The 22476-nt window shown below is 56.2% G+C and carries 22 protein-coding genes; 13 read left to right on the top strand and 9 right to left on the bottom strand.

What is annotated here, in order from left to right; all coding sequences use genetic code 11:
- Positions 1-116: 116 nt before the first annotated feature.
- Complete coding sequence (locus IHQ43_RS11855; protein WP_192564501.1) at positions 117-800, top strand: HNH endonuclease; 684 nt, start codon at positions 117-119, stop codon at positions 798-800.
- Positions 801-1054: 254 nt separating this feature from the next.
- Here IHQ43_RS11855 and IHQ43_RS11860 read toward each other — a convergent pair whose 3' ends face one another.
- Both IHQ43_RS11860 and IHQ43_RS11865 read right to left on the bottom strand, forming a co-directional pair.
- Entirely contained in the window at positions 1055-1420 is a 366-nt protein-coding gene (locus IHQ43_RS11860) for a helix-turn-helix domain-containing protein (RefSeq protein WP_192564981.1), read from the bottom strand.
- A 267-nt stretch (positions 1421-1687) separates the two neighbouring features.
- On the bottom strand, positions 1688-2131 hold the full coding sequence (locus tag IHQ43_RS11865) for a hypothetical protein (RefSeq protein WP_192564502.1): 444 nt from the start codon (positions 2129-2131) through the stop codon (positions 1688-1690).
- Between the two features lie 995 nt (positions 2132-3126).
- Here IHQ43_RS11865 and IHQ43_RS11870 point away from each other — a divergent pair.
- The gene (locus IHQ43_RS11870) at positions 3127-3411 is read left to right on the top strand and encodes a hypothetical protein (protein ID WP_192564503.1); all 285 of its coding nucleotides are present in this window, start codon (positions 3127-3129) and stop codon (positions 3409-3411) included.
- Between the two features lie 659 nt (positions 3412-4070).
- Positions 4071-4736, top strand: a complete 666-nt coding sequence (locus IHQ43_RS11875) for a hypothetical protein (protein WP_192564504.1) — start codon at positions 4071-4073, stop codon at positions 4734-4736.
- Between the two features lie 137 nt (positions 4737-4873).
- Here the strand turns inward: IHQ43_RS11875 and IHQ43_RS11880 are convergent, their stop codons facing one another.
- Genes IHQ43_RS11880 through IHQ43_RS11895 form a run of 4 tightly spaced genes read right to left on the bottom strand, consistent with a single transcriptional unit; the run spans position 4874 to position 10178 of the window.
- A complete protein-coding gene (locus tag IHQ43_RS11880) occupies positions 4874-5287 on the bottom strand; it encodes a hypothetical protein (RefSeq protein WP_192564505.1) in 414 nt (137 codons plus the stop codon).
- Positions 5280-7325: a hypothetical protein gene (locus tag IHQ43_RS11885; protein ID WP_192564506.1), complete on the bottom strand. Its 2046-nt coding sequence runs from the start codon at positions 7323-7325 to the stop codon at positions 5280-5282. Before IHQ43_RS11885 ends, IHQ43_RS11880 begins: the two co-directional genes overlap by 8 nt.
- Before the next feature lies 1 nt (position 7326).
- On the bottom strand, positions 7327-8928 hold the full coding sequence (locus IHQ43_RS11890) for a site-specific integrase (protein WP_192564507.1): 1602 nt from the start codon (positions 8926-8928) through the stop codon (positions 7327-7329).
- Positions 8925-10178 (bottom strand): site-specific integrase, encoded by a 1254-nt coding sequence (locus tag IHQ43_RS11895; protein ID WP_192564508.1) that lies wholly within the window; start codon positions 10176-10178, stop codon positions 8925-8927. The genes IHQ43_RS11890 and IHQ43_RS11895 overlap by 4 nt, the downstream gene beginning before the upstream one ends.
- 94 nt (positions 10179-10272) lie before the next feature.
- Here IHQ43_RS11895 and dnaQ point away from each other — a divergent pair, with 94 nt between their 5' ends.
- The 3 genes from dnaQ (at position 10273) to IHQ43_RS11910 (ending at position 14071) form a co-directional block, all read left to right on the top strand.
- A complete protein-coding gene (gene dnaQ, locus IHQ43_RS11900; RefSeq protein ID WP_192564509.1) occupies positions 10273-11031 on the top strand; it encodes a DNA polymerase III subunit epsilon in 759 nt (252 codons plus the stop codon).
- Between the two features lie 155 nt (positions 11032-11186).
- Positions 11187-13442 carry an Orn/Lys/Arg family decarboxylase gene (locus IHQ43_RS11905; protein WP_192564510.1) on the top strand — a complete coding sequence of 752 codons (2256 nt, stop codon included), beginning with the start codon at positions 11187-11189 and terminating at the stop codon, positions 13440-13442.
- 14 nt (positions 13443-13456) lie between these two features.
- A complete protein-coding gene (locus IHQ43_RS11910; protein WP_039770802.1) occupies positions 13457-14071 on the top strand; it encodes a GNAT family N-acetyltransferase in 615 nt (204 codons plus the stop codon).
- On the opposite strand, the gene IHQ43_RS11915 is transcribed toward IHQ43_RS11910, so the two are convergent.
- Together IHQ43_RS11915 and IHQ43_RS11920 are read right to left on the bottom strand one after the other, a co-directional pair.
- On the bottom strand, positions 14037-14930 hold the full coding sequence (locus IHQ43_RS11915) for a LysR family transcriptional regulator (protein WP_192564511.1): 894 nt from the start codon (positions 14928-14930) through the stop codon (positions 14037-14039). The two genes, IHQ43_RS11910 and IHQ43_RS11915, sit on opposite strands and share 35 nt — an antisense overlap.
- Before the next feature lie 85 nt (positions 14931-15015).
- On the bottom strand, positions 15016-15252 hold the full coding sequence (locus IHQ43_RS11920; RefSeq protein ID WP_007956926.1) for a hypothetical protein: 237 nt from the start codon (positions 15250-15252) through the stop codon (positions 15016-15018).
- Positions 15253-15437: 185 nt separating this feature from the next.
- Between IHQ43_RS11920 and IHQ43_RS11925 the strand changes: the two genes are divergently transcribed.
- Positions 15438-15995, top strand: a complete 558-nt coding sequence (locus tag IHQ43_RS11925; RefSeq protein WP_007956924.1) for an NADPH-dependent FMN reductase — start codon at positions 15438-15440, stop codon at positions 15993-15995.
- 170 nt (positions 15996-16165) lie between these two features.
- A complete protein-coding gene (locus tag IHQ43_RS11930) occupies positions 16166-17449 on the top strand; it encodes an arsenic transporter (RefSeq protein ID WP_192564512.1) in 1284 nt (427 codons plus the stop codon).
- 111 nt (positions 17450-17560) lie between these two features.
- Here the strand turns inward: IHQ43_RS11930 and IHQ43_RS11935 are convergent, their stop codons facing one another.
- Positions 17561-18511: a DUF1853 family protein gene (locus IHQ43_RS11935; protein ID WP_192564513.1), complete on the bottom strand. Its 951-nt coding sequence runs from the start codon at positions 18509-18511 to the stop codon at positions 17561-17563.
- 115 nt (positions 18512-18626) lie between these two features.
- Here IHQ43_RS11935 and IHQ43_RS11940 point away from each other — a divergent pair, with 115 nt between their 5' ends.
- The 5 genes from IHQ43_RS11940 to IHQ43_RS11960 are packed head-to-tail and all read left to right on the top strand — an operon-like array spanning position 18627 to position 22472.
- Positions 18627-19517 (top strand): NAD(+) kinase, encoded by an 891-nt coding sequence (locus tag IHQ43_RS11940; RefSeq protein WP_011333623.1) that lies wholly within the window; start codon positions 18627-18629, stop codon positions 19515-19517.
- Positions 19514-20488, top strand: a complete 975-nt coding sequence (locus IHQ43_RS11945; protein ID WP_425220303.1) for a metallophosphoesterase — start codon at positions 19514-19516, stop codon at positions 20486-20488. Before IHQ43_RS11940 ends, IHQ43_RS11945 begins: the two co-directional genes overlap by 4 nt.
- Entirely contained in the window at positions 20485-21354 is an 870-nt protein-coding gene (locus tag IHQ43_RS11950) for a rhomboid family intramembrane serine protease (protein WP_192564515.1), read from the top strand. Before IHQ43_RS11945 ends, IHQ43_RS11950 begins: the two co-directional genes overlap by 4 nt.
- A gap of 30 nt (positions 21355-21384) precedes the next feature.
- Complete coding sequence (locus IHQ43_RS11955) at positions 21385-21645, top strand: YeaC family protein (RefSeq protein WP_007956913.1); 261 nt, start codon at positions 21385-21387, stop codon at positions 21643-21645.
- Complete coding sequence (locus IHQ43_RS11960; protein ID WP_192564516.1) at positions 21642-22472, top strand: DUF2797 domain-containing protein; 831 nt, start codon at positions 21642-21644, stop codon at positions 22470-22472. Before IHQ43_RS11955 ends, IHQ43_RS11960 begins: the two co-directional genes overlap by 4 nt.
- The last annotated feature ends 4 nt before the right edge of the window (positions 22473-22476 follow it).

The following is a 22476-nucleotide window of genomic DNA, read 5'->3' on the forward strand; positions in this document are numbered from 1 at the left end:
TTTTTCTAGAGAAAAAATGGTGTCGAATCATTCGATTCAAACAGCAAGTCGTTCAATGAAAAGCGACATGCCCCCAATGGGGATGTTGATCGATTACCAGACTCACGGAGCGAACGATGCAGGTTCAAGATGCCGTAAAATTGACGAAGAAAGAACAGCAGATTTTGGATTCCGTAATGCCCGGTCAGGACGGTTGGCACTTGAAAAGTCACTTGAAGTGTTTGAAGTCGTGCCCTTCACATGATCGTTGTGGTGGACAGGGGCCTGATGGAAAGGTTTGCTCTGACCAATGGAGAGACGCGTCATTTGAGAAGGACGCATCTCAGGTCTTCGTTCATGTCCTGAGGAACTTTGATTTCTACAACCAAGGCGATCTGGCCGACCTGACTACGAAATCCAACCAGGTTACAGCGCTTCGTCTCAAATTCCTGCAGCAAATGCACGTCCTCGCTCCCCAAGAATACGCGGAAGGGTCTCTGCGGCTGACCCAGCATCGTCGGCGAGAACGGGCTAAAGGCCTCTCGCGGGGTTTGAAGTTGGAGCGATTTGATCAAACCGGAAAACTAGAATGCGAAGCCTGCGCTATCGATTTTTTCGCGATCTATGGTGATGCTGGTTTCCGGGTCATTGAGTGTCACCATCAGATCCCTCTGTCCCATGAAAATCACAAGGGTAAGACCAAGTTGGAGGATCTGGCGCTGCTTTGCGCCAACTGCCACCGGCTCGCTCACTCGAATGAGTTGTTGCACGGCATCGTTGCACTGAAAGAATACGTTCAAGAAATGAGCGCTGCAGGCTGATGATCCTTTGAGTTTCAAAAACGCTTCACTAGTGTCCGTGAGGACAGGATCTTTTATTGTCTCGGGTCATACTTTTTCAGTGCGCATAAATGTGAACTGCTTTTGGGCCCGCTGCGATTTTGGCAGGCCCATGAAATTCACTGGAAACGGCTCCTTACCCCCCTGCTTGGGTAAGCATTGGCGTGAGATAGAGGGCAAGGCCAAATCACGCCAGACCATGAGGCTTGCTTTAAACTACGGATGGTTAACGCGCCTTAATCGGCTCCCTTGGAGATGGGAGAGGGAGGTAGCGCAGCAGTAACTGTGGGGATACTAAACCCTGCTTTGCTTTTCCTGGCAGCTGCGGCGTTAAGTTCTAAAGGACTAAGGTGAGCCAGGCTTACTTTAAGACCGAATTTCCTGAATACAGCGTCCAAGGTCGCAAGAGTTGGATTGCCACTATCGACCTCAAGCTGCGACAGAGTACGCTTTGAAATTTTGCAGGCGACTGCGAACCTTTCTTGGTTTATGCCCAGAAGATTTTCACGCAGTTGCTTGGTGGCGCCTCCGAGCGACAATTTTCCTTGGGCTACCTCCTCGGCCACTGTTTGAATGTAGGCCTTACGCTCTTCTAGATTCATCTCTTTCACGTCAACCCTCGTTTGTTCAGCCGTATCCAGGCTGTGGGTAGTCTTTATCCTTGTAGCGTTAGTTATGCTGGATATGTTTTCTCCAGGATAATCCACCCCCAAGTTTTACCTTCGCTCAAAGTATGTTTCTTGAACTCTGGCGACTTCAATGCTATGAATGGCCTGTTCGTACTTGGATTTCCCCTTGAATGCAGCATCTAGGTAGTCCAAGAGGCTTTCCATGGTGTTCTCCATTGTTGAGCTTGGTGATCACTGGGTTTATTCGCATGAATGCGTGCAGCAAGGTTGGCTAGCAAACCATTTTTTAACTTCGTTGTCCCAGCCTGGTTCGCAAAACTCAAGGCTAGGCCAGTAATTATGAAACTCTTCGTAATCTAGCGCTCTCGCGTTTTTCTGAGACTTCTCGGATATAAAACCCCAGATGATGTACATCCGCTCTTTCCAATTGGATGTAGCAAGCATATGTATGGGCGCGCATTCAGGAAATCCAAGGTTCAATATGGAAGCACTGAAAGATTCGACTGCTGCCGGCGTAAACCGGGAGTCGTACTCATCGGTCGCGTCAAGGTTGTGATACAGCAGACCGATGTACTGGAAGGCACTATGATCTATGCTGTCCTGTTTTTTGATGCTGTGAAAAGAGCTGAGGTTAGAGCCTTCAGGCGTTTGGGATACACTGAAGCTGATTTTTAGGTCGGGCATTGATGTTCTCTTTTTTTATTTTATGGTAACGAAGGAGCAAACATCAGTGCAACTCCGAGAGATTAATTTTTTAGGGGTTATATGCGGTTTTTTCGATGTGGGTTGTGGGCTGGCTGCTTGCGTTTATTTCCCCAACTTTGCTTATTTGATAGCAAAGGCTTTCGATTTTTAGATGCTGACCTATGAGGGCATGGCCTGATGGCCTGATGAGATGGTGAGAATTTGGCTTGCAGGTGGTGAGCCGCCTTGCCTGGATTTGATTGATTCCGTAGCGAGAAGTCCGCATTGGAAGTTGCTGAGTGAAAGTCTCCATGGACAACGCAAAAGGGAGAGCTGAGTCACAAGCGAGGATGGTGTTATGGAAAGCAGAGATGTTGAGCAACTGAATATTGATTTGCTTTGGGTGTTTGGATGGCAGGTGCAGACTGCTAAGCAGGATGAGTCTTTTGGCGTCTCTGGCAAGTACTTGAGGCTTTACCGGGTTACCAGGCCTGGCCACCTGACTGCGAGAAATCTTAAGTCAGCCCAATGCCCTTAGATATACATGGCTTCGCAATCCATACCGCCGGTTGGTTCTGTCGTGATTATTTTCTTCTAGGCTACAACCAGGCCGCCGAGATGAGGGTGATCCAGGAAAAAAACGAGCTCGTCAGCGCTAAGAGTTGAGGTTGCCAATGAATGCTAAAAACATCAGGGTTTTGGATTCACGGTCAGAGCTCCAGATGTTCAGGCATCTCACCCGTTTGAGTCGAAATTTGCATCCGTGCATACATCCATTTACTTCCTGCGGTGCCCTATTTGGGCGATGCGCGTTGCAGTGCTTGTGAGCAGTCACTAGCGGCTAGGGGGAAATCTCTAAGGCTCAATATTTGGTTACAAATATTGAGCTTTTTTGGTGATGCGTAAAGCTTGAGGTGTAGGCGAAGAGCCACCATTGAAGTTGTGCGGCTACAGGATGGATGAGCCATGCCTGGCCCGCTTAAGGAAAAATAGAAATGGCTGTGAGCTCAATCAAAGAAATCAACGACAAATTTTCGTACGACGACAAGGTAAGCGGTGGGGAGGGTGACGGGGTAAAGGTCTCATGCGGCCAACACGGCTCCTACAACGAGCTTAGCTACATCTATACCACGCTGCTCCAACCCTTGATCGATAAGAAGAAAATCACAAAGCAGGAAGCCCTGGATGCCTTGGACGAGGCATGCGACCTGCCACAACCGCGCATGCGTGAGGCCTACTATGACAAGCTGGAGGAGTTGCTGGGCGTGGCAATTCGATAAGGTGCCAGGCGTTTCACTACGAGAAAAAAACTCTAGCTTTGAGTTGCTAGGTTGAGCAGAAGGCTGGAAGCTGGTGAGGGTTTCAGCCTTCTTCATCCCAAACGACGTTTTAAACTCAGGAGCAACTTGCTACGCGTGTTCTCACGATTGTTTACTTTTCCTCAACAAACCAAGCTCTTACAGCAGTCATTGTCTGGCGTGTCCTCTACGCTGTGGCTAGCTGGCAAAATCCTGAACGGGCTGAGTTTTTGAGTGTGCGAGGTTTCGAGGTGAGCATGTGGCATATTTTTATGCAAGGCTTACTGGTTATCGCTCCATTTTGGCATTCATCAATGTTTGGCATGTCCGTATGACTAACAATCTGAAGTGCTGAGTCAGGGGAGGAGCGGGGGCTACATAGAGCTTCGATTCTGTGGCGCTCCCGAAGTCATCAGCTAGCTATGTTGGCCGCTCTAAGAGCAGGCACCTTTTCATAAGGGTGTCATAAAACTACAGGTTTCTGAAGGGATTGTCAGCTTGCTGAAAATAGTTGAGGTGATGGCTATTTGCCCTTAGCATTGCGTGGTCTAGGAAAGTTTTTGCCGGTGACCTTTAGTCAAAGGGATCAAAGCTTTGCTGGAGCGGCATTAACCTCAATCGTCGAGTAGTTAAGAACTAATATGGCTAGTGATATCTGGAGTCTGGTACTAAATGTTGTGGCATCATTCATTTATGCAGGGATTATGTCTTTGTGGGGGATGAGAAGGAAACGCTCTGTCCCGCGACCTGCCTCAAACCGGAATGCAACAAGAATTGAGCCAATAGAACTAGTTGTTCCTGATGGTTCGATGGGGGCAGAGCGTCGATTGAAAAATCGCCAAAAAGCGGATGAAACAGCGTACAAATTTGTTTTCTATCTAGTGACATTTGGTATGCTTTATCTTTCGATTTCTACTCCTCCAGTATTTAAAGCGCTGTTCTCAAGTGGGGAGGTTTATTTAAGCAGTGCTCGCTTTATTGGAGAGTATTTACCTGCGATTCCTGTTGTAAAAACGAATCTCCAGCTTGTTTTTTTTCTGATTTCAGCGCTGCTCTATATTCCTTTGCTTCTTGTTTCTGAATTTGTAGCTGAACTGATCACGCCGATGGTCGACTCATTCAAAGAAGTGACAGATCGCATTTTTGTAGCCATCACAATGCTGGTGTCTGTTGTGCTCTGCATTCCAGTGGCGGCAACTTCTGTCTGGTTGTTTTTCGATAAAACCTATCCGGACTCTCTTTTGAGTGTATTGTTCTTCACCGCGCTCCCATTCATTTTTCAGCAGGCGCAATCAGGGCGTCGCTAAGTGTGCCTGTTTTAGGGCGCCAGTCATTTGGCTGAATGGGTGAAATTTCGAAGTTCACGGCAAGTTAAATTCGCTGGTGCCAGCTTACGGATGAGCTGGCGCCAGTTCGGGCCAAAAAAATACAAGCATCCTCCTGGCTAACCTTTTCTATCCGGCTTAGGGATCGGGTTCATCAGCTTATCCCGAGTCAATCCATTCAGTGCAGCGTTGTGAATGAATATTTGAGCCGTTTCGGCCATGAGCTGAAGTTCTTTTTTCAACCGATTGTTCTCTTCCTGCAGTCTGAGAATCTGCTCCGCTGCAGCGGTGAGGCTTTTCGGCAATGGCATACTTGCCATGCGATCCCGATCCGAAGTGATCTCCGCTTTTCTAACTTTGTAAGCGTTAACAACCAATGCTTTTCCGGCCAGCGCCTGGCGGGTTGGAACAAAGCCCAAGGCCGATTGAGAGGCTTCGCATATAGCCTCCCAAGTCAGCTTTTTCTTCAACGGCCACTCTCTGATAATGGCCGTTATGGCTTTAAGCTCCTTCGCGGTGAACGCGCTAGGCATCGTTGTTTTCTTCCATCAATTCTTTCAGGCAGCTTAACAAATCGTCGCTGTAGACGTCACTGAGCCCACTGGACTCAAGCAGTTCAGGGTGTTTAGTCGTCAATATGCGTTTGGCGTGTGTGAAGTCATGACCCACCATTTGCACCGGGCTACCATCCGGAATCGCTGGATTCTTGTGCATCGCCACAATCTCATCCAGGCGCACCAGATACAGTTGATGCCGATCGACCCAACGCGTTGCCGCACGATTGCCTGCCTCGATTTCCATGAGCGCAGCCTCCAGGTTTTCCGCGACATGCGCGCGCTCGCGCTCCACGGCCTTCAGGGAGTTCTTGTGCCCTTTGCAATGCAGCAGCTCTGAGCAGTTCAGGCAGTCTGCAGCTTTCTCGCAGGCTGATACAGTCCATGGATGAGTACAAATGCCGTAGCGGGTTGTGATGATGTTGCCCTTGTCTCGGACGTCGTATTCCTGCTCGGTGATAGGGGTATGTGTGATATCCGTCACCTGTATCAAGCGGTCGCCAATTTCCCTTGCAGTACGTTTCGGGTCTTTATGCATGTACGTTCGTGATTGCTGGACAGACGCGCGGCCGCTCCATGCAGTAATTCGTTCGATGGCAACACCCGCCTCTTCAGCGGCGGTGTTCAAGAAGTGCCGAAGTTGATGGGATTTCAGGGTGATGTTTTCGTAACCATGCCGGTGCAAGAAGGAAGGGTAGGTCTTGCCATTGAGCTTGCTCACGTTGTTCTGAGACAGACGTTTGTTGTAGTAATCACCATTGATGGGGGCCAGGAAAATCGGGCTCGTCGCAAAGCCATCCGCCAATTGGAATTCGCGGAAGCAAAGGAGTGACTCCGACATTTTGGGCGGCGTGATGGAGCAGAGCCTCGGGTCTACCTGGTAAGGGAAAAATGGGTTGTTCTTTTTGTGATACTCAACCACGGATGCCCATAGTGTCCTAAGCGTCCACCCTGCCAACCTCCGATGGCCCTCCATCCATTTCATCAGGTTTTCTGCTGACTTGAGGGTAGGGCGGCCCAGTGCCGCGACGGCCTGGTCGCGTGTCAAAACTTGATTAGGGGGGACATCAGGACAGGTTTCGTGCGGATAGAAGTCCTTCGCGCCTGATTCGTAATAGCGCGCGAGCTTTCGACCTTCTTCAGTGATTTTTTCCAAGCGTCGGAACGCCTTTTCGCAGTGGCTTGCCATCACCTGCGGAATCTCTTTCGTGACAATTTTGTTTATCTTTGGAGAGTAGTGCCGCAGGAACTTCTGAGGTTGGCCGAGAGTGTCGAAATCCTCTTCAAGCGATACGGACTTCAGCCAGCTCTGTTCGTTGATACGAAAAGGTGCCGAAAGGAAGATGGCCGTAATACTGGTGATGTAGGTTGCCTCATCATTCAGATCACCTGTATGGCCGTTTGCAAAGATTTCGGCGAGCGCCAACAGCGTTTCGTCCAAGGGAAGCTTCGTTTCTCGGTCATAGGTGGCGCCTGGTTGTCGTATACCTCGAAAGGGGTGTTGCCAGTGGCGAATACCACTCGAGGTGATGTTGTGCTTGGTGACTTCATCAACCAGGTTTTTTAGCGCCGCGCCCATACCTAAAAGATCGGCATAGGTCTCCTTGATGATGGCAGAGGCACGATCAAGGTGCTGCTCCGAAAGCCGAGTAATATCTGCGTAGCCGTCTACTTCAATGAGCGCTTGTTCAACGACCATTATTATAGAGAAGTCTTTTGCGGGCACCTTTGCGGCGCTTCCTCGTCGTGTTTCCACGATGTAGGCCTTGGCGAACTCAATGAACTCTGGTGCTAGTTGTTGGCTTGCCGAGGGCGTGACGCTCTTATGCAAACCCGCGTTCTGCAAATTCAAAAAGCGAAGCCTGCCACGAGGCAGTACCCATACGTTGTCGTTCCAGTTAAAGCTTGGGAGACTGGCATATGTCGGGTTCACATGCCTTGCATTGAAAATGTAGTTGGCAAGGTTTTGAGCGTTCGCGATAGCGGCTTTTGATTTGAAAGGCGTTGGCATTAACATTTTATTTTTTTTCCAATTCGGCTTTGCGTTTCTCGCACAATGCAATAACCGTTTTTACGGCCCTGATGTCCTTGTCAAGCTGAAGAGGTGCCAATATGCGGCGCGACTTGCTCGGCAAGTGGATGTTGTTTTCTTCTTCTTGGCGATCAATGAGCCGAATCAATACCTCTTCGTGCGGCCCGTAAACCCAGGGCTGAAATTTGTTGCACCGGTAGCAGGGGATCGGCACCGAAGCGGAGCAAAATCCTGATTCGCCGCAAGTGCCCACACCCTTGCGTCCATCCAACTCAATTCGGCTGGTCGGATCATCGCCTCGAATGGCGTGGGACTCGTCATCCCTGATTACGCCGCTGAATGCTTGTGCCAGAGGAGCTAGCAGCGTCCCGACGTCGTTGTTGAGGGTTCGCGCGCGTTCAGCTGGATCGTCATAGTAAGAATCGAGAGAAATTGGGGACTCGTGGCCCAACCAATACTGAAGAACCTTTCTCGGCACTCCCAACCTTGCCAGTTGACGGGCTCGCGTATGCCGCATCCGATATGCAAACTCGTGAAGTAATTCTCCTGTCCTCTCGGAGAATACAGGGCTACCATCTTTCCTTAGAAGGATCTGGGAGATTGATGACGCGCTTTTATGCCAGATCAACGAGTAGTAGTATTCGTCGCCAGTAGCATATTTATCTGCCAGCTTTTTTCTTTTTCTAAGCGCCCACTTCTCAAGTGTAAGAAAAAAAGGAAGCTGGCCTCGTTCGATCTCGCTTAAGGTTTTTCCAAAAAAATGCTCAAAGGCTTCGATGGAGTTTTTAATTTGAAGTTGGCAGATATCCCAGAGGTCATCGCCCATTGGGTGAACTTCAAATTTTCCGTCGCGAAACTCTCCGGAGTGCTCATCTTTTACGCTAGGAAAGGATACGCGCTTTCCAGAGACCCCAAAGGTTGACCCCGATGACTCAAAATCCCTATTCTTTAAGTGTGAAAGTTGTTTGGGGCGTCTGCCGTATTGAGCATTCAATAGCGTAGCTACGCTGTTTTGTAGACTAACCTGACCTGTGCCATAGTCGTGCCACATCGTACTGACCAAGTCATCGTACTCTTGTTCCGAGTACCAGCCTGTATCGATATTTCCCGCGACGGCTCTACTGTTCGGCTTATGATAGGGTCGGTGTAGTCTATGAACCGTGTCAATCACCTCGTCACTAACACCAGCGATGCCAAGTGAGTGCCAGGTGATTAGCAAGTTTCCGATGTCATTGGTCGTTTTGTCGTTTTCATCACCAATAAGTTTCGAATAAGATTCCGGTGTGAACGTTGATGTCGGGTTTATTCGCAAAACCTTTGCTAGGCAACGAATCCCATTACGCATTGTGCTAGCGGACAGTTTTCCAGTGCGGCCAATAGTTATTACCATTGATTTAAAACCCTCAACGGTTTTATCGTCCATGGTGAGAATCGAAGTGATCTTCATTCCATAGTGGCCGACCAGATTTAGATGGTCATCGTTGAACTCGGCGATATAGCCTCTTTTGTTTTTAACGCTGCTTTTGTCAAATTCTTCAAGTGTGGCCAGGATCTGTGCCGAGGCTTCAAGTTTTTCACGGGCGCTCATTTGTTCTTCCTGCTTTTACTGTTTTTTGCTGTATCTTCAGCAATTGCCAAACCTGTTTTAAATGCGGACTCGCGCACGTAACGACGATCATAGATTTTGGCGGATTCTGATCCTGGTGCCCACCCCATGAGATACTCCCTGTCAGAACGTTCTTTCGCCTCACTCACGCCCTCTGCCTCACACTTAAGAGAGAAGCGATAGTTCCAGTCATGACGAAGCAAGTGGGGGTGAAGATGCCTCAGACGCGCGTCTTTTTTGATCATCTCTGTGAGAGCAGCCCTGAAAGTATTCAGAGTGATCTCTCGTCCTTGGCCCTCTCCCTTTTTATGCTTTACGAAAATGAAAGCGGTCTTCTCAAACCCCACATTTGGAATGTCGGCACGCCAAGTCCCCAAATATTCAAGGATCATCTTTTCAAGTTCGGGAGAGATTGCGATGTCTCGGCCTAATGTCTTTGCGACAGGCTGCATTTGACGGCGGTCGTAACGATCATCATGGTTGCGCTCAACAACAAGGTAGGCATGATCACCACCCCGGGCGGGAAGGAAATGCTCTAACTTCAGGCTTAAAAGCTCTCCAGCCCTCATGCCTGAGTCGTAAAGAATGTAGAGTGCCAGAGTGTTGCGAAAGGCAATGCCCTTATCAAATGCGGTCGCATCGTCATCGTATGGATTGGAGAACATCTCCAGCAGCGCTTCGCGAGTGACCTCATTCAGCTTTTTGTCGATCTGCTTTTGTTTTGCAGCTGCTGGGGAACCAGACTTGACCTTACGTTCCAGCAGGCTCTTCTCAAGCTTTTCGATGAGCGCATAGTTTTCCGGTGCGTTCGAGTCTTGGGTGAGGCGCCCAAAGAGCCAGGACAGATAGAGGGCAAGCACCTTCAGCGAGTTGTTGATGCGTCTGCCCGTCACCTGAGAGCCATCATCCTCGCGGCTGCTAACCGAGATGTGCTGGGTCAGAGACTCCACTTCTGGCAAGGACAGAAGCTTCTTGGTGGCGAACCGTAGCTCAAGGTCTATGCCTTGCTCATCAGCCCAGGTGTACAGGCTTTTCAGGACGTACAGGTTCGCCCTTTGAGTGTTCGCGGTCAGGCTGGCCGTCCGAAGGCTCGTGTAGGCTGTTGGATAGAACAGCGGAAAACCGTCACCATCGGTATCATAAAGGAGGGAGAATCGCCTGCCGTTCCTGGCAATGTGATCCTTCACCTTCAGTGTCTGTTTACGTTTTTGATCGGACTTTGTATTTTTCATTTTTGGTTTTTACATTTTTTAGCCGGATTTTGGAAGCAGTTTGCCCTCAAGGGCTGCTACCATAGGGCTTCAAGGTCGAGGTTATTTACTCTTTATGGTTAACAGGTTAGTAGTACTCGATACCGAAACCACCGGCATGCCGGTGACCGACGGCCACCGGATTATCGAAATCGGTTGTGTCGAGCTGATCGGTCGACGCCTGACGGGCCGGCACTTTCACGTTTACCTGCAACCGGACCGCGAGAGTGACGAGGGCGCGATCGGCGTTCACGGCATCACCAACGAATTCCTCGTCGGCAAGCCGCGTTTCGCCGAAGTGGCCGACGAGTTCTTCGAGTTCATCAACGGCGCGCAGCTGATCATCCATAACGCGGCGTTCGACGTTGGCTTCATCAACAACGAATTCGCCCTGATGGGCCAGCAGGATCGCGCGGACATCACGCAGCATTGCACGATCCTCGACACCCTGATGATGGCCCGGGAACGTCACCCGGGTCAGCGCAACAGCCTCGATGCCCTGTGCAAACGCTACGGCGTCGACAACTCCGGCCGTGAGCTGCACGGCGCATTGCTCGACTCGGAGATTCTCGCCGACGTCTATCTGACCATGACCGGTGGCCAGACCAGCCTGTCGCTGGCCGGCAACGCCTCCGACGGCAATGGCACGGGCGAAGGCGCGGACAACTCCGCGACCGAAATCCGCCGTCTGCCGGCAGATCGCCAACCGGGACGGATCATCCGCGCCACCGAGGCCGAGCTGGCCGAACATCAGGTGCGGCTCGAGATCATCGCCAAGTCGGCGGGCGCCCCGGCGCTGTGGACTCAGTTGCTGGAAGCCGAAGCCCAGGCGTAATGCACAAAAGGATCGTCCGGACACCCAAGCCGTGTCCGGACGATCCTTTGTTTTTGGCAGTACTGACAACTGGCCACCCTCGCCACATCGGCTCCGACCCTCTACCCTGAGGACATTGGCAGATCACTCTCCGCCGCCTCAGGACACTGAGCCCCATGTACAAAGATCTGAAGTTCCCGGTATTGATCGTCCACCGTGACATCAAGGCCGATACGGTTGCCGGTGACCGCATCCGCGGAATCGCCCGAGAGCTGGAGCTGGAAGGTTTCAGTATCGTTTCGGCCACGGACTACACCGAAGGCCGGCTGGTGGCGTCGACCCACCATGGTCTGGCATGCATGCTGATCGCCGCCGAAGACGCCAGCACCAACTCCCATTTGTTGCAGAACATGGCCGAACTGATCGGTCTGGCCCGGGTGCGGGCGCCGGATCTGCCGATCTTTGCCCTCGGCGAGCAAGTCACCCTGGAGAATGCCCCGGCCGATGCCATGGCCGAGCTCAATCAGTTGCGCGGCATTCTCTATCTGTTTGAAGACACGGTGCCGTTTCTCGCCCGGCAGGTGGCGCGGGCGGCGCGCAAATATCTGGACGGACTGTTGCCGCCATTTTTCAAGGCGCTGGTGCAGCACACCGCCGATTCCAACTATTCCTGGCACACTCCCGGGCATGGCGGCGGGGTGGCGTATCACAAGAGTCCGGTGGGGCAGGCGTTTCACCAGTTCTTCGGGGAAAATACCCTGCGTTCGGACTTGTCGGTGTCGGTGCCGGAGCTGGGGTCGTTGCTCGACCACACCGGGCCGTTGGCCGAGGCAGAAGCGCGGGCAGCGCGCAATTTCGGTGCCGATCACACCTTTTTCGTGATCAATGGCACCTCGACCGCCAACAAGATCGTCTGGCACTCGATGGTCGGGCGCGATGATCTGGTGCTGGTGGATCGCAACTGCCACAAGTCGGTGTTGCACGCGATCATCATGACCGGCGCGATTGCGCTGTATCTGTGCCCGGAACGTAATGAGCTGGGCATTATCGGCCCGATTCCGCTCAGTGAATTCAGTCGCGAATCGATCCAGGCCAAGATCGATGCCAGCCCGCTGACCAAGGGGCGCGAGCCGAAAGTCAAACTGGCGGTGATCACCAACTCGACCTACGACGGCCTCTGCTACAACGCCGAGCTGATCAAGCAGAGCTTGGGCAATAGCGTTGAAGTCCTGCATTTCGACGAAGCCTGGTACGCCTACGCGGCGTTTCACGAATTCTTTGCCGGCCGTTACGGCATGGCCACCTCGCGCAGTGAAGACAGCCCGCTGGTGTTCACCACCCATTCCACCCACAAACTGCTGGCGGCGTTCAGTCAGGCTTCGATGATTCATGTGCAGGACGGCGGCGCGCGGCAGCTGGATCGCGACCGGTTCAACGAAGCGTTCATGATGCACATCTCGACGTCGCCGCAGTACAGCATCATCGCCTCGCTGGACGTGGCGTCGGCGATGATGGAAGGCCCGGCCGGCCGCTCGCTGTTGCAGGAAACCTTCGACGAAGCCCTGAGCTTTCGACGGGCGCTGGCCAATCTGCGCCAGCACATCGCCGCTGATGACTGGTGGTTCTCGATCTGGCAGCCGCCGGGCGTCGAGGGCATCGACCGGGTGCAGACCGAGGACTGGCTGCTGCAGCCCGATGCGGACTGGCATGGTTTCGGCGAAGTCAGTGACGACTATGTGTTGCTCGACCCGATCAAGGTGACTTTGGTCATGCCGGGGCTGACCGCCGGCGGCGCCTTAAGCGACAAGGGAATCCCGGCGGCCGTGGTCAGCCGCTTTCTCTGGGAGCGCGGACTGGTGGTGGAGAAAACCGGGCTGTATTCGTTTCTGGTGCTGTTCTCCATGGGCATCACCAAGGGCAAGTGGAGCACGCTGCTGACCGAATTGCTGGAGTTCAAGCGCAGCTACGACGCCAACGTCAGCCTCGATACCTGCCTCAAGTGTGTCGCCCAGGAAGACAGCGCGCGCTATCGCGGCATGGGCCTGCGCGATCTGTGCGATCAGCTCCATGCCTGCTACCGCAGCAACGCCACCGCCAAACACCTCAAGCGCATGTACACCGTGCTGCCGGAGATCGCCATGAAACCGGCCCATGCTTACGACCAACTGGTGCGCGGCGAAGTCGAGGCGGTGCCGATCGATGAGCTGGAAGGCCGGGTGGCGGCGGTGATGCTGGTGCCGTACCCGCCGGGCATTCCGCTGATCATGCCCGGCGAGCGTTTTACCGAATCCACGCGCTCGATCATCGAATACCTCAGGTTTGCCCGCACGTTCGACGCAACGTTTCCGGGGTTCGTGGTCGATGTACACGGTCTGCAACACGAAGATGAGGGCAATGGGCGGCAATACACCGTCGATTGCGTCAAGGAATGAGGGCTTTTCCGAGTATGCAACCGGTCATGAATCCGAAATACCCAGGGTTGTCGGTGCGGGTCGCCGACGATGGTTTTGCCGCGTATATCTGGGGCAGCGATTTCAGCTTCGAGGTGGCCGCCTACGGCGCGGCCGAAATCGGCAAACCCGTGGCGCAGTGGGCCGTGACGCCCATCGTGCCGTATCGCAAGTGCTACGGCATCGATCCGGAGGAATTCAGCAGTTTTCGCGATGCCGCCGACAGCGCGATCTTCATGGCGTATCTGGAGGACGAGCCGGTCGGTCATCTGGTGATCAGCACCAACTGGAACGGCTTCGCCCATATCGATGAACTGGCGGTGCACGCCCCGGCGCGGCGCCATGGTGTGGCCAAGGCCTTGCTGGATGTGGCGCAGTTCTGGAGCCGCAAGAAAAAGCTGCCGGGAATCATGCTGGAAACCCAGAACAACAACCTCGGCGCCTGCCGCCTGTATGAGCGTTGCGGCTATGTCATCGGCGGAATCGACCACCTGCGTTACCGCGGCATCGATCCGAACACCGCCGAAGTAGCGTTGTTCTGGTATCGATTGTTCGATAACCCGCTGGAGCATCCGATCAGTTCGCCAGCATCGCCTCGGCTTGTTCCGTGACGATTCCGAGCAGTGTCTGAATCGCCGCTGACGGCGTGGCGTGTTTGAAGGTCAGGGCATAGAGGCTGATCGGCACCGCCGGCGACAACGGGCAGACGTCGAGGCCGCCCGCCCGTGCACCGAGGGCGGTGAACGGGTCGACGATCGCCAGACCTTCGCCAGACTCGACCATGCTGCGCATCATCTGGTGGGTCTGCACCCGTGTCTGAACGGTTGGCGCCGGGCGCAGGGCCTGGAGCTTGTTTTCCAGCGCCGGGCTCAACGGGTCCTGACCTTCGAGGCCGACCATCGCCTGGCCGGCCAGATCCTGCAGCGAAATGTACTTTTGCTTCGGTTGCAGCCAGCCGTGGGGCGCGAGCAGTTGCAATTTGCCCTGGGCCAGCGGCTGGCAATGGATATCGGGGTGTTGCGGATCGTGCAGGCTCAGCCCTAGATCGCTATCACGCAATAGCAGGTGGCGGACGATGTCGCGGGTCGGTTCGCTGAGCAGGGTGCAGGGCACGTCGGGCAGGCGCCGGCGCAGGGCGGCGAGACTTTGCGGCAGCAGTTGCTGGGCCAGCGGCGGAGTGCCGATGATCCGAAGGGGTGGGGCGAGGTATTGCTTGAGGCTGCTGGCCAGCCGTTGCACCGGCTCCAGCGCTTCATAGATGTGGCCGATCTCGACTTGCAGCGCCCGGGCCTCCGGGGTCGGCTGAAGTCGTCCGCGTACGCTGGCGAACAGCATGAACCCGAGCTGACTCTCGGCTTCGCGCAAACGCTCCTCGACCTCGGGCGCCGGTAGTTGCAGCCATTCGGCGGCGGTGCCCACGTGACCGGTCTGCAACAGCGCCTGAATCACTTCGATATGACGTAAACGCATGCGTGAAGTCCATGTCCGGCCGTTGGGGTCAGTGGCTGAATCCTACCCCAACTCGGCGCGGATGACTTCTGCTCATAACGATCGGTTATGAAGCGACCGATGGCTCGGGTTCGCGGATCAGGGTGATGCCCGACTGAACCAGCAAAAACTCGTTGTCGTCGATCTTGTTGACGCGGTCGCCAATCGCCAGTTTGTAGGTGGTAACGGGCTCCGTGCCGGTGAAACCGTCTGCCGACGGGTTGGATTCCTGGAACTCATGCACGGAATAAACGCGGCCTTCCGCATCTCTTGCATGGAACTGACCGACGAGTACTGCTGCCATCTGCTTAGAACCTCTGGAGATAAAACGCTTGATTTGCGGCTTGGTAGACCGTCATCGAGCTTGGTAAGTTTTCCTACAGGAAAAAAATATTCCAGACGCGGGAAATAACCTTCGACGTCTGGTGGAATCGTCATCGGATCATCTATAACTGTTGGCTCCTCCCACGGACAGTCGAGAGTCTTCCAATGAGCAATGTGTATAACGTCGCAGTAGTGGTCGGCAGCCTGCGCAAGGCGTCCATCAACCGCAAGGTCGCCCTGGCGCTGGCGGAACTGGCACCGGCCAATCTCAAGCTGAACATTGTCGAAATTGGCGATCTGCCACTCTACAACGAAGACATCGACGGCGATTCACCGCCGGCAGCCTACAGCACTTTCCGGCAAAAAGTGGGTTCATCCGACGCTCTGCTGTTTGTCACCCCGGAGTACAACCGCTCGGTGCCGGCGCCTTTGAAGAACGCGATCGACGTCGGTTCCCGGCCCTATGGCAAGAGTGTCTGGAGCGGCAAGCCGGGGGCGGTGATCAGCGTTTCGCCGGGTGCCATCGGCGGTTTTGGTGCCAACCAGCATCTGCGTCAGTCCTTCGTTTTCCTCAACGTGCCGTGCATGCAGCAGCCGGAAGCCTACCTGGGCGGCGCGGGCACGGCGTTCGACGAGGCAGGGAAACTGAACGAATCGGTGAAGCCGTTCCTGCAAAGCTTCATCAATGCCTTTGGCGAGTGGGTGGCGCAGCACAAGAAGTGATCCACTGAATTTTCTGACAAGATCGATACCCTGTGGGAGCGAGCTTGCTCGCGATATCGGTGTATCAGCTGACACTTCAGTTGAATGACACGCCGCCATCGCGAGCAAGCTCGCTCCCACAGGTATTTTGTTGTGGCTTGTTTTTCTAACCTGATTGAAGGCTGTCGCGAATGCTCGCTGCGTCACTGATTTTCCTGCTGACCATTACCCTGGTGATCTGGCAACCCAAAGGCCTCGGGGTCGGCTGGAGTGCAACGTTCGGCGCCATCGTCGCGCTGATGTTCGGCGTGGTGCACCTCAGCGACATCCCGCTGGTGTGGCAAATCATCTGGAACGCCACCGGCACGTTCGTGGCGCTGATCATCATCAGTCTGCTGCTCGACGAAGCCGGTTTTTTTGCCTGGGCCGCGTTGCACGTGGCGCGTTGGGGGCGGGGCAGCGGGCGCAAGCTGTTCGCTTTCATGGTGCTGCTCGGCGCGCTGGTGTCGGCGCTGTTCGCCAACGACGGCGCTGCGTTGATCCTCACGCCCATCGTGATTTCCATGCTGCTGGCCCTGCGTTTTTCCCCGGCGGCGACCCTGGCGTTCGTCATGGGCGCGGGGTTCATTGCCGACACCGCGAGCCTGCCGTTGGTGGTGTCGAACCTGGTGAACATCGTCTCGGCCGACTTCTTCCACATCGGCTTCAACCGCTATGCGGCGGTGATGGTGCCGGTCAACTTCGTCAGCGTCGCGGCCACACTGGGCATGTTGCTGTGGTTCTTTCGCCGTGACATTCCCAAGAACTACGACCCTGAACAGCTTGAGCACCCGGAAACCGCCATCCACGACAAAGCCACGTTCTACGCCGGTTGGGCGGTGTTGCTGATTCTGTTGATCGGCTGTTTCGCGCTGGAACCGCTGGGGATTCCGATCAGCGCAATCTCGGCGGTGTGCGCGGCGCTGTTGCTGGCGATTGCCGCGCGCGGACACAAGATTTCCACGCGCAAGGTGATGAAAGAGGCGCCGTGGCAGATCGTGATTTTTTCGCTGGGCATGTACCTGGTGGTCTACGGTCTGCGCAATGCCGGGCTCACCGATTATCTGGCCGGGTGGCTCGATGTGTTCGCCGGTTACGGTGTGTGGGGCGCGGCGATGGGCACCGGGGTGCTGACGGCCTTGCTGTCGTCGATCATGAACAACCTGCCGACGGTGCTGATCGGGCTGCTGTCGATCGATGCCAGTCAGGCCAGTGGTGTGGTGAAGGAAGCGATGATCTACGCCAACGTGATCGGCAGCGACCTGGGGCCGAAAATCACCCCGATCGGCAGTCTCGCGACCTTGCTCTGGCTGCATGTGCTGGAGCGCAAGAACATCAAGATCGGCTGGGGGTATTACTTCAAGGTCGGGATCGTGCTGACGGTGCCGGTTCTGTTGGTCACCCTGGCGGCGCTCGCCGTGCGGTTATCCCTTTAGAACCAGTTGGCTTCAATCGCGAGCAAGCTCGCTCCCACAGGTCCAGTGTTTACCGCATAACCTGTGGGAGCGAGCTTGCTCGCGAAAGGGCCGGCTCAGGTGCCACAGAAATCAGGATTGGCCGGGCACATTCGGCCACAGATCCGACACCAGAAACAGCCGCTCGGCCTCTTCCCACTCGCCCAGGGCGTTTTCGGTGAGGCGCACCATCAGTTGCGCCGGCGCCAGCGGTTCGAGTTCATCGAGCCAGGCCTGCAAATGCCCATTGCTCCAGGTCTGGTCCGCCGGGTAGTGCGCCGGCGCCAGCCAGGCGTGGCGGGGCAGGGGTTGCCAGCGTCCGGCTGGGCGCTGGGCGACGAACGCCGGCCAGTCTTTCTGATGCAGCCAGCTGCCGCGCAAATGCTGCGGGTGGGCGCCGCTGGGCGGCACGGACTGACCGGGCCATGGGTACAGCAGATACCCGCCAAGCCACAATTGCGCACTGAACGACCCGACATCCAGCGCCGCCAGCACTTCGCGGCTTTCCGGGCGCGCGGAGATCGGCAGCTGATGCTCGCTCAAATGCGCCAGTTTGCGATCCAGCCGATCATGACAACCCGGCCCCAGCCACGACGCCGGATCATGACCGTCGCCGTTCTGCGGGCCGAGGTAGAGCTTGATCGCCAGTTCCAGGTGATGCACGCCGTCGCGGTCGCGCAGCAGCATGTCCAGCTCGCCGAGGGTGTGGCCTTCGCGGCGGATCGGCAGGTTGGCCGCGATCAGCTCGATGCCCGGCGCGTGTTCCACCGCAAATTGCCACAACCGCTCGTAATACAGGCCCAGGCGCCGGGTGCGGGCCTGGGACAGCCAGTGCAGCAGGCCGTAACTGTCGCGGTCGAGCTGGCGCAACCAGTGTTCCAGACGTTCGGGGTCACTGACCCATTCGCTGCCCGCCAGCGGATGGCGCTGCGGCCACGGGGTGGCGGCGAGCATCGGCGGGGCGAGGATCACCCACGCCAGATCACGCACCTCGGGGTGACGTAATTGATGGGGCAACTGCAGCAAATCGGGAAATAGGATCATCTTGCGAGCATAGCCTCAAACACCGGTGCATCCTCGGGGCTGAAAGGATTTTGTCTATCCGGCGCTTTCGCCCATAATCGTGCTTTTCGCCGCCTCAGTCCCCCGCAGGAGTCCCATGGAGCAATTTCGTAATATCGGCATCATCGGTCGCCTGGGCAGCTCCCAGGTGCTGGATACCGTCCGCCGACTGAAACGCTTCCTGCTCGATCGTCACCTGCATGTGATTCTCGAAGACACCATCGCCGAAGTCCTGCCGGGCCATGGCCTGCAAACCTCGTCGCGCAAGATGCTCGGCGAAGTCTGCGACATGGTCATTGTGGTCGGCGGTGACGGCAGCCTGCTCGGCGCCGCGCGGGCACTGGCCAAGCACAATATTCCGGTGCTCGGGATCAACCGTGGCAGCCTCGGTTTTCTCACCGACATCCGCCCCGACGAGCTGGAAATCAAGGTCGCCGAAGTGCTCGACGGCCATTATCTGGTGGAAAACCGCTTCCTGCTGCAGGCCGAAGTCCGCCGCCACGCCGAGGCCATCGGCCAGGGCGACGCGCTGAACGACGTGGTGCTGCACCCGGGCAAGTCGACGCGGATGATCGAGTTCGAGCTGTACATCGACGGCCAGTTCGTCTGCAGCCAGAAAGCCGACGGCCTGATCGTCGCCACCCCGACCGGTTCCACCGCGTACGCATTGTCCGCTGGCGGCCCGATCATGCATCCCAAGCTTGACGCTATTGTGATTGTGCCGATGTACCCCCATACCTTGTCGGGCAGGCCGATTGTGGTCGATGGCAACAGTGAGCTGAAAATCGTCGTGTCCAAAGATATGCAGATCTACCCGCAGGTCTCCTGCGACGGGCAGAACCACTTCACCTGCGCGCCGGGCGACACCATCACCGTCAGCAAGAAAGCGCAGAAGCTGCGGCTGATCCATCCGCTCGACCACAACTACTACGAAGTCTGCCGGACCAAGCTCGGCTGGGGCAGCAAGTTGGGTGGTGGAGGCGACTGATGCTCGATCCCGCGCGCAGTTATGACCTGATTGGTGACGTGCACGGATGCGCCCTGACCCTGGAACACCTGCTGGACCGTCTCGGTTACCACAAGCAGGGCGGGGTCTGGCGGCATCCATCGCGCATGGCCGTGTTCGTCGGCGACATCATCGACCGTGGCCCGCGGATTCGCGAGGCGCTGCACATCGTCCACGACATGGTCGAGGCCGGTCAGGCGTTGTGCATCATGGGCAACCACGAGTTCAACGCGCTCGGCTGGAGCACCCCGGCGCCTCCGGGCAGCGGCAAGCAATTCGTGCGTGAACACACCCCGCGCCATGCCCGTCTGCTGCATGAAACCCTGACCCAGTTCGAAGGCCACCCGGGCGACTGGCACGACTTTCAGCGGTGGTTCTACAAGTTGCCGCTGTTCGTCGACGCCGGACGCTTCCGGGTCGTGCATGCCTGTTGGGATGCAGGCCTGATCGAGCCGCTGCGCGCGCTGTTCCCCAATGGCTGCATCGACGAACACTTCCTCCAGGCGTCGGCGGTGCCGGGCAGTTTCGCCTGCACCGTGTTCGATCGCCTGCTGCGCGGTACCGACATGCGTCTGCCAGATGGCCTGACCATGACCAGCGGCGACGGCCTGGTGCGTTCGTTCTTCCGCACAAAGTTCTGGGAAGACGACCCGCAAACCTATGGCGACATCGTGTTCCAGCCCGACGCACTGCCGGAACCGGTGGCGCAGAAGCCGCTGACCTCCAGCGAAAAGAATTCCCTGCTGCGCTACGGCGTCGATGAGCCATTGCTGTTCGTCGGCCACTACTGGCGCAGCGGCAAACCGGCGCCGATCCGGCCGAACCTCGCGTGCCTGGATTACAGCGCAGTGCTGTACGGCAAGCTGGTGGCCTATCGTCTGGATCAGGAAACCCGCCTCGATCCGCATAAATTTGTCTGGGTCGACGTCGAGCGGCCGGAGGTGCTGCGATGAGTGCCATAGCCGTTTTGCGTTTGCCGTTGGCGGCGGACCTGAGTGGGTTCGTCAAACTGCTGCAACGCATGCAAGTGCCCCATCGCGTCAGCGAAGAGGCGGGCGAGCAGGTGTTGTGGGTGCCCTCGGAAATCAGCGACGACGTGCGTTCGCTATACGAGCGTTTCCCGGCGGGTGACCCGGATCAGCAGCTGGAAATTCCGGTGGCGCCGACGTTCAAGCGCCCGAGCTTCGCCGAGCAACTGAAACATGCCAAAGCCACCGGGTTCATTCTGCTGCTGAGCCTGATCGTCGGCGGGTTGACCTTTCTCGGCGATAACCTCGAGACGATGCGCTGGCTGACCTTCCTTGATTTCCGCGTGGTCGGCGACTACATCCACTTCACACCGCTGGCCGACAGCCTGGCGGCGGGGCAGTGGTGGCGCCTGTTCACGCCGATGCTGATTCACTTCGGCATCCTGCACCTGGCCATGAACGGCATGTGGTACTGGGAACTGGGGCGGCGCATCGAGTCGCGCCAGGGCAGCGTCAACCTGATCGGCCTGACGCTGCTGTTCGGCCTCGTTTCCAACTATGCGCAGTTCGCGTGGGGCGGCCCGAGCCTGTTCGGCGGCTTGTCCGGCGTGCTTTACGGGCTGCTCGGTCACTGCTGGATCTTCCAGCTGCTGGCGCCGAACCCGGCCTATCGTCTGCCGCGCGGCGTGCTGGTGATGATGCTGGTGTGGTTGCTGGTCTGCATGTCGGGGCTGATCTCGATGATCGGTTTCGGCGAAATTGCCAACGCCGCCCACGTCGGCGGGTTACTCATCGGATGCTTCACCGGTTTGTTGGGCGGTTTGTACAACCGCCGTAAACTGGCCGCCTGAATTTTTTGAATAAAGAGCACGGAGACCCTGATGTCCTCTTTTAACGATTTGATCAAGAACATCACCCCCGACATCTACCAGAGCCTGAAACTGGCCGTAGAGATCGGCAAGTGGTCGGACGGTGGCAAGCTCACCGCCGAACAGCGTGAACTGTCGTTGCAGGCGATGATCGCCTGGGAAATGCAGAACCTGCCCGAGGAAGAACGCACCGGTTACATGGGCCCGCAGGAATGTGCGTCGAAGTCGATCGAAGTGCCGAACATTCTGTTCAAGTCGGACGCCATCCATTGATCGAGATCGGCCGCGGTGCAATCAGCAAAATGTCGGCGCGCCTGGACGGGCCGAACGTGCAGTACGCGTTTCGTCTGGATGACGTCGAGGTGCCGGTCAACCCGTTGATCGGCAGCACGGTGCGTCTGGAATACCTGGGGGCGATCCACTGCACCCATTGCGGGCGCAAGACCAAGACCAGTTTCAGTCAGGGTTACTGCTACCCGTGCATGACCAAACTGGCTCAGTGCGACATCTGCATCATGAGCCCGGAACGCTGCCACTTCGAGGCCGGCACTTGCCGTGAACCGGCGTGGGGCGAGAAGTTTTGCATGACCGACCACGTCGTCTACCTGGCCAATTCGTCAGGGATCAAGGTCGGCATCACCCGCGCCACCCAGTTGCCGACCCGCTGGCTCGATCAGGGCGCCAGTCAGGCGTTGCCGATCATGCGCGTTTCCACACGGCAGCAGTCGGGCTTCGTCGAAGACCTGTTCCGCAGTCAGGTGGCGGACAAGACCAACTGGCGCGCCTTGCTCAAGGGCGATGCGGCCGCGGTGGATCTGGCGCAGGTGCGTGATCAGTTGTTCGCCAGTTGCGCCGAAGGTCTGCAAGGCTTGCAGGAACGTTTCGGTCTGCAGGCGATTCAGCCGGTCACCGACGTCCAGCCGCTGGAAATCCGTTATCCGGTCGAGCAGTACCCGGCCAAGATCGTCAGCTTCAACCTGGACAAGAACCCGATTGCCGAAGGCACGCTGCTGGGGATCAAGGGCCAGTACCTGATCTTCGACACCGGCGTGATCAACATTCGCAAGTACACGGCCTATCAGCTCGCCGTGCATCAATAAGGAC

Source organism: Pseudomonas gozinkensis, from assembly GCF_014863585.1.
GTDB lineage: Bacteria > Pseudomonadota > Gammaproteobacteria > Pseudomonadales > Pseudomonadaceae > Aquipseudomonas > Aquipseudomonas gozinkensis.